Source organism: Pontibacterium sp. (assembly GCF_964228735.1).
Lineage (GTDB): Bacteria > Pseudomonadota > Gammaproteobacteria > Pseudomonadales > Balneatricaceae > Pontibacterium.
Map to the genome: position 1 here is coordinate 37,230 of NZ_CAXRBQ010000061.1, position 6,963 is coordinate 44,192.

The 6,963-nt window shown below is 54.1% G+C and carries 8 protein-coding genes; all 8 read right to left on the reverse strand.

Going from position 1 to position 6,963, the window contains the following annotated elements:
• Positions 1-7: 7 nt before the first annotated feature.
• Complete coding sequence (flhA, locus tag ACEQ15_RS06525) at positions 8-2,125, reverse strand: flagellar biosynthesis protein FlhA (RefSeq protein ID WP_370278279.1); 2,118 nt, start codon at positions 2,123-2,125, stop codon at positions 8-10.
• 146 nt (positions 2,126-2,271) lie between these two features.
• On the reverse strand, positions 2,272-3,411 hold the full coding sequence (flhB, locus tag ACEQ15_RS06530; protein WP_370278280.1) for a flagellar biosynthesis protein FlhB: 1,140 nt from the start codon (positions 3,409-3,411) through the stop codon (positions 2,272-2,274).
• 5 nt (positions 3,412-3,416) lie between these two features.
• On the reverse strand, positions 3,417-4,193 hold the full coding sequence (gene fliR, locus ACEQ15_RS06535) for a flagellar biosynthetic protein FliR (protein WP_370278281.1): 777 nt from the start codon (positions 4,191-4,193) through the stop codon (positions 3,417-3,419).
• Positions 4,194-4,197: 4 nt separating this feature from the next.
• Entirely contained in the window at positions 4,198-4,467 is a 270-nt protein-coding gene (gene fliQ, locus ACEQ15_RS06540) for a flagellar biosynthesis protein FliQ (RefSeq protein WP_370278282.1), read from the reverse strand.
• An 11-nt stretch (positions 4,468-4,478) separates the two neighbouring features.
• Positions 4,479-5,195 carry a flagellar type III secretion system pore protein FliP gene (gene fliP / locus ACEQ15_RS06545; protein WP_370278288.1) on the reverse strand — a complete coding sequence of 239 codons (717 nt, stop codon included), beginning with the start codon at positions 5,193-5,195 and terminating at the stop codon, positions 4,479-4,481.
• 20 nt (positions 5,196-5,215) lie between these two features.
• Positions 5,216-5,677, reverse strand: coding sequence for a flagellar biosynthetic protein FliO (gene fliO / locus ACEQ15_RS06550; protein ID WP_370278283.1), 462 nt, complete (start codon positions 5,675-5,677; stop codon positions 5,216-5,218).
• A gap of 7 nt (positions 5,678-5,684) precedes the next feature.
• Complete coding sequence (gene fliN, locus ACEQ15_RS06555) at positions 5,685-6,101, reverse strand: flagellar motor switch protein FliN (RefSeq protein WP_370278284.1); 417 nt, start codon at positions 6,099-6,101, stop codon at positions 5,685-5,687.
• A 27-nt stretch (positions 6,102-6,128) separates the two neighbouring features.
• On the reverse strand, positions 6,129-6,963 hold an 835-nt coding region (gene fliM / locus ACEQ15_RS06560; RefSeq protein WP_370278285.1), incomplete at its 5' end, for a flagellar motor switch protein FliM.

The window sequence follows — 6,963 nt, forward strand, 5'->3', positions numbered from 1 at the left end:
ATTTAGCCTAAGCTTGCTGCCCTCCTACCGTCGCCACAATGGTCACCCGTTTACTTTCCGGGACCTCCTGATACGACAGTACATGAATATGGTGATCTCCATAGCGAACAAACTTCGCCATCAGCGGCCGGACTGGCGCCGCAACCAACAGGATCGACGGACGACCGCTCATCTCTTGCTGCGCCGCCGTGGCAGCCAGCGAGGCCTGCAGGCGCTCGGCCATACCTGGTTCAAGCACCAGACCACCCTCTTCGCCCTGCTGCTGCACCGATGACAACAGCAACTGCTCAAGCTGGGAATCCAGCGTAATCACCGGCAACTCCGGCTCTGCGCCGTTGATCGTTTGCACAATCAGCTTCGCCAGGGACACGCGTACTGCCGCTGTCAGTGCCACCGGGTCCTGCGTTCTGCCAGTCGCATCTGCTAATGTTTCGGCGATTGTGCGGAAATCTTTCAGCGGAACCTGCTCCATCAGCAGATTCTGCAGTACTTTCAGCAATACGCTTACCGACAATTTAGCCGGAATCAGCTCCTCAACCAACTTAGGCGATCCCTTGGACAACATATCCAACAGCTGCTGCACCTCTTCATGCCCCAGCAGTTCATGAGCATTGTTCTGCAACAGCTGGTTCAGATGCGTTGCCACCACGGTGGATGCATCCACCACGGTATAACCCAGCGATTGGGCATGTTCTTTCTGGGTCTGTTCAATCCAGACCGCATCCAGGCCAAAGGCCGGATCCTTAACCTCGATCCCCTGCAGCGGACCAAATACCTGCCCCGGGTCAATTGCCAGCTCGCGGTCCGGGTAGATCTCAGCCTCACCGACCACCACTCCCATCAGCGTGATCCGGTAAGCGCCAGGCAACAGGTCCAGGTTATCCCGGATATGTACCGAAGGCACCAGGAAGCCCAAGTCCTGCGAGAGCTTTTTACGCACCCCCTTGATACGGCTCAACAGCTGACCACCCTGCATCTTATCCACCATCGGAATCAGGCGGTAACCTACTTCCAGGCCAACCATATCCACAGGCATCACGTCATCCCAGTCGAGCTCTTTCTGCTCTTCCTCGGCATCCACAGCGTCCATGTCAGTTTTCTGACTCTCTTCGGCGCGCTGCATCTCTTCCTGCACCAATTTCTGCTGATGCTTGTGGATATACCACGCACCGACACCGGCAGCGATCGCCAGCGACAGGAATGCAAAATGCGGCATGCCCGGCACGATACCCATAATCCCCAGAATGGTTGCCGTTACTGCCAGGGATTTCGGCGATGCAAACAGCTGCCCAACAACCTGGCGTCCCATATCGTGGGAGGCATTCTGACGGGTTACCATGATCGCTGCCGCGGTTGACAGCAGCAACGATGGAATCTGTGCCACCAAACCATCACCTATGGTCAGCAACGTATAAAACTCAACCGCAACAGACGCTTCCAGGTCGTGTTGCAGGATACCGATCGACAACCCACCCAGGATATTGATCACCAGGATCAGAATGCCCGCAACCGCATCCCCACGCACAAACTTCGAGGCACCGTCCATCGAACCATAGAAGTCCGCCTCCTGAGTCACTTCCTCTCGACGGGAGCGCGCCGTATCCTGATCGATTAAACCGGCATTCAGGTCCGCATCGATCGCCATCTGCTTACCTGGCATAGCATCCAGGGTAAAGCGAGCACTTACTTCAGATATACGGCCGGCACCTTTGGTCACCACCACGAAGTTGATGATAACCAGGATCAGGAACACCACCAGACCGACAACATAGTTACCGCCGATCACCACGGCACCAAAGGCTTCGATCACTTTACCCGCAGCATCACCACCTTCGTGACCGTACAGCAAAACCACACGGGTGGATGCCACGTTCAGCGCCAGTCGCATCAGCGTCGCCACCAGCAGAATACTCGGGAACACCGCAAACTCGAGCGGTCGCATCGCATACACGCTGACCAGCAGCACCACGATCGACAGCGCGATATTAAATGTAAAGAGCACGTCCAGCAGGAACGGCGGCATCGGCAATGTAACCATTGCCAGGATGACCAGCAGCAGGAAAGGAACCCCCAGATTCCCCTGACCGAGACTGCGAAGATTTGTCAGGATTTCCGTTCTATCCACTCAACCTACCAACGTCAATTTTATGACACCCAAAAACAACACATGCCCCTGCACTTTAACACAAAGCAATACTTACAATCCGATAAAGACAAAATTTTGACTATCTGCACAGGCACTGTGAATAACTTTGCAAAAAATACGCCAGATTATTCGTCGCGCCGGAACTCCTCTGGAATTTCCAGATCTTTTTCTGACGGTGGATAAGGCTTCTGAGCCTGATAGATTTTGTAATTGCGCAGCTGGTAGACGTAGGCCAAAACCTGAGCCACGGCGGTATACAGGCCTGCGGGGATCTCCTCATTGATCTCCGAGGAGTAGAAGAGCGCTCGCGCAAGCGGTGGCGCCTCAACGATCGGGATATCGTACTCGTTTGCCACTTCCCGAATTTTGAGGGCCACAAAGTCGGCGCCAAGCGCCACCACGTACGGCGCCCCACCCCGCTCGGCATCGTATTTCAGGGCAACCGAATAGTGGGTCGGGTTGGTGATCACCACGTCCGCAGCAGGTACTTCTTTCATCATTTGACGTTGGGCGATTTCACGCTGCAATTGGCGGATACGCCCTTTTACCTCAGGCTTACCCTCAGTGTTCTTCATCTCATCCTTGATCTCCTGCATCGTCATCTTCAGCTTCTTGGTGTAGGAGTACATCTGAAAGGGCACATCGATTGCAGCGATGATGATCAGGCTGGCACTGAGCATCAGGAAAACCCAGATCACTATCTCAACCGCATCAGACGCAGCCGCTTGAGGGGTGCCATGCCCCAACGCCAGCAGGTCGGACTTAATACTCCAGAGCACCCCGATAGCCACCGCAGCCACAACCGAGAACTTGCCCAGGGCTTTCAACAGCTCCACCAGTGCGTTCATGGAAAACATACGCTTGATACCCGACAGCGGGTTCAGGCGACTCCCCTTAGGCGCAAATGCCTGGGCACTGAAATTCCAGCCTCCCAGAGCGATCGGCCCCACCAGCGCAGCAAGCATCACCAACGCAAAAAAACCAAGCAAGCCGTTAAATGAATCAAACAGCGCCGCTCCCAGAAAGATGGCCATCTGATTCACATCGAAGATCGCTTCCCGCTCCAATTCGTAGCTGAACTTGATGACATTCATCATGTGCTCGGCAAGCACACCACCAAACATCAAAGCCGCCGCAGACGAGGCCAGCAACACCGCCATGGTGACCAATTCCCGCGATCGGGGAACGTCGCCCTTTTCACGGGCGTCACTTAATCGTTTCGCCGTGGGTTCTTCGGATTTTTCCTGACCGGATTCTTCTGCCATCGCAGTTACTCCGTCACCATCAAGCCACGCAGGTACTCCAGCGCGAACTCGGTCATATTGTAGTAGTGGCCTAACAAGTCACTCATCGAAACCCAGACGATCAGCAATCCCATCAGCATGGTAAATGGAAAGCCGATCGCAAAGATATTCAGCTGCGGGGCAGCACGGGTCATCACACCAAAAGCAAAGTTGACGACCAGCAGCGCCGTTATGGCAGGCAATGCAATCATCATCGCCCCCGAGAACATCCAGCTACCCGTGAGCGCCATCTTCCAAAAGGAATCCATCGCGATTGGGGTACCCACCGGTATCAACGTAAAACTCTCAGCCATCACTTCGATCATAATCAGATGCGCATTGGATGCCAGGAACAGCATCATAACGATCATCAGGTAGTACTGCCCCAGTATTACCACTGACACACCGTTGGCCGGATCGGAGGTTGACGCAAAACCCAGACCCATCTGCATCGCGGTAATCTGCGCCCCCAGGGCGAACACCTGAAACAGCACGTGAACAACAAAGCCCATCACGGCGCCTATCAGGATCTGCTGCCCGATAACCTTCACATTGGCAAAAGACAAACCGTCGTAGAGCGGCATTTCCGGTACCACCGGCACCAGTAATACGCTCACCGCCAGCGCCAATCCCAGGCGGATTCGGATCGGTACCATCTGCGAACCGATCATCGGAATTGCCATAAAAAACGACGCGATACGAAAGAACGGCCAAAGGAAGGAGGAGACCATCCGTTCCAACTGCGCAGGATCCAGCTCCAGCACCAGATTACCCTATGAGGTACGGTATGTTGTGGAACAGAAAGGAGAAAAGGTCTTTGATCTTGCCGACAATCCAGGGCCCCATCGCCATAATCACCAGCAACGTGATAATCAGACGCGGTAGAAAGGAGAGCGTCTGTTCGTTGATCTGGGTGGCCGCCTGGAACATGGAGATAATCAGACCCACAATCAGGCCGGGCGTAATGATGACACCTACCAGAATCACGATGAGCATAAACGCTTCACCGTAAACATCGAGCACCACGTCGGTCGACATAACGAAGCCCTCTATATACCGAAGCTGGCTGCGAGCGTACCCACCACCATGGCCCAGCCATCGGCCAGCACAAACAGCATGATTTTAAACGGCAGCGAGATAATCACTGGCGACAACATCATCATACCCATCGCCATCAGGACACTGGCTACCACCATATCAATAACCAGAAACGGGATAAACAGCATAAATCCGATCTGGAATGCCGTTTTCAGCTCACTGGTCACAAATGCCGGCACCAATACCGTAAACGGAATCTCCTCTGCACCATTCACCTTGGGCGTTTTGGAGATCTTCATAAACATTTCCAGATCGGTTTCACGGGTTTGCTTCAGCATAAACTCGCGAAACGGACCACTAGCCGCTTCCAGCGCCTGTACTACACCAATCTGTTCATCGAGATAGGGCTGAACCGCCTGCTGATTCACCTTCTCCAACACCGGCATCATAATGAACAGGCTAAGAAACATCGCCAGCCCTACCATCACCTGGTTGGATGGCGTCTGCTGTAAGCCCAGCGCCTGACGCAAAATCGCAAACACCACGATAATGCGGGTAAAGGAAGTCATCATCATGACCATCGCTGGCAGGAATGTCAGCATGGTCATCAGGATTAGGATCTGCAGCGTTACACTGTAGTTTTCAGCCCCATCCTCACCGGTGGTCACACTGACCGCCGGGATTCCCACGTCGGCAGCAAAAGCCGGCACAGTCCAGCCCAGCAACATCAGAAGTGTGAGCAGAATTCTCACTTATCTGCTCCTCTTTGCAGGACTTCCGCCAGACGCTGCCCAAACACGTTATTGGGTTGCTGACTGCTGTCCACCACCGGCTCATCAAAACGGGTTATCAGGTTTACGCGCCCCGGCGCGACACCCAGCAACATCTGCTCTTTACCCACTTCGACCAGCACTACCTTCTCCCGCGCCCCCAATGGCAGTCCGGTAATCACCCGCATGTGTTGCCCACCCTGGGCAGCCCCCATGGTCCGACGTGCAAACCACGCCAATGCAAGAATCAGCGCAATGATAAAAAACAGAACCAGGACGAGCTGAAGCACCGCTTCAGTTGAGAAAGGATCAGAGATAGGGTCAGCAGCGGTGGACACCGCTGCGACAGGTACAGTAACCACCACATCTGCGGCCGCCGCTGCATTCAGAGACATAAAACCGGCGAATAGGGCAACCCAAAGCGTGATACGGCTGGTCATAACCACCTTATTTCAGGCGCTTGATGCGCTCCTGCGGGCTGATGACATCCGTCAGACGGATTCCGTATCGATCGTTCACAACAACCACCTCACCGTGTGCGATCAGGGTACCGTTGACTTTTACATCCAGCGGCTCACCCGCCACACGGTTAAGCTCGATAACCGAGCCCTGATTGAGCTGCAGCAGGTTGCGGATAGCGATATCGGTTTCACCCACTTCCATGGACAGGGTCACCGGAATATCCAGGATCACATCCAGCTTGGGATCATCGACCGGAACCGCTTCATCTCGCAACTCATCCAACTCTACCGACTCGCCAGCCGCAGGAGCACCGTCATCCGCTTCAGAGGCCAACTGCTCCCCCATCGCGGCCGCCCACTCATCAGCCATCGCTTGTTGGTCTACCTGGTTCTCATCGCTCATTTAATCACGCTCTCCAACCACTATCCGTTACTTATCCAGACGCAGTTCTTCTTTAACTTGTCCAGCAAGCTTAATCGCTAAGTTACCCCGCGATACCCCCAGCTTACCTTCGAACACGGGTACTTTATTCACTTTCAGGCGCAGATTTTCCGGAATCTCCACCGGAATCACGTCACCAGCCTCAAGCTCCAGTACATCACGCAGCGTCATTTTCTTTTCTGCCAGAGTAATCTGCAGGTTCAGTCGCGCCATCATGATGTCTCGCTGCATAGCGATCTGCCAGCGCTCATCGGAGTGATCCTCGGCGTTTTGAACGCCTGCTACCAGTTTATCGCGGATCGGCTCCAACATGGAGTAAGGCATTGCGACGTGAAATTCCCCGCTGCCGTTATCCATATCCACCTGGAAGCTGCTGATCACAATCACATCGCCGGGATTGATCACGTTTGCCATCGCCGGGTTTACTTCATGACCAACATACTCAAAGTCGATATCCATCACTGGAGACCAGGCATCACGCAGGTCATGAAAAAACTGAGCGATAACTTTATGCACCAGACGGGTTTCAGTCGGAGTAAACTCTCGTCCCTCAATTTTGGCGTGACGGCCATCACCCCCAAAGAAGTTATCCACCAGTTTGAACACCAGCTTGGCATCCATGATAAACAGAGCGGTACCGCGCAGAGGCTTGATACGTACGAGGTTTATACTGGTTGGAACATAGAGGGTATGGACGTAGTCGCTGTACTTCATCACCTGGATGCCACCGACCGCAACATCAGCGGTACGGCGCAACAGGTTAAACAGGCTCAAACGGGTATGACGGGCAAAACGCTCGTTGATCATCTCGAGCGTAGGCATG

Bases quoted from the DNA above. Each gene is read 5' to 3' on its own strand.
- fliP (WP_370278288.1), bottom strand. From the start codon at position 5,195: ATGTTGCTGGGCTGGACTGTGCCGGCTTTTGCTGCCGACGTGGGAATC.
- flhB (WP_370278280.1), bottom strand. From the start codon at position 3,411: ATGGCAGAAGAATCCGGTCAGGAAAAATCCGAAGAACCCACGGCGAAA.
- fliQ (WP_370278282.1), bottom strand. From the start codon at position 4,467: ATGTCGACCGACGTGGTGCTCGATGTTTACGGTGAAGCGTTTATGCTC.
- fliO (WP_370278283.1), bottom strand. From the start codon at position 5,677: ATGACCAGCCGTATCACGCTTTGGGTTGCCCTATTCGCCGGTTTTATG.
- fliN (WP_370278284.1), bottom strand. From the start codon at position 6,101: ATGAGCGATGAGAACCAGGTAGACCAACAAGCGATGGCTGATGAGTGG.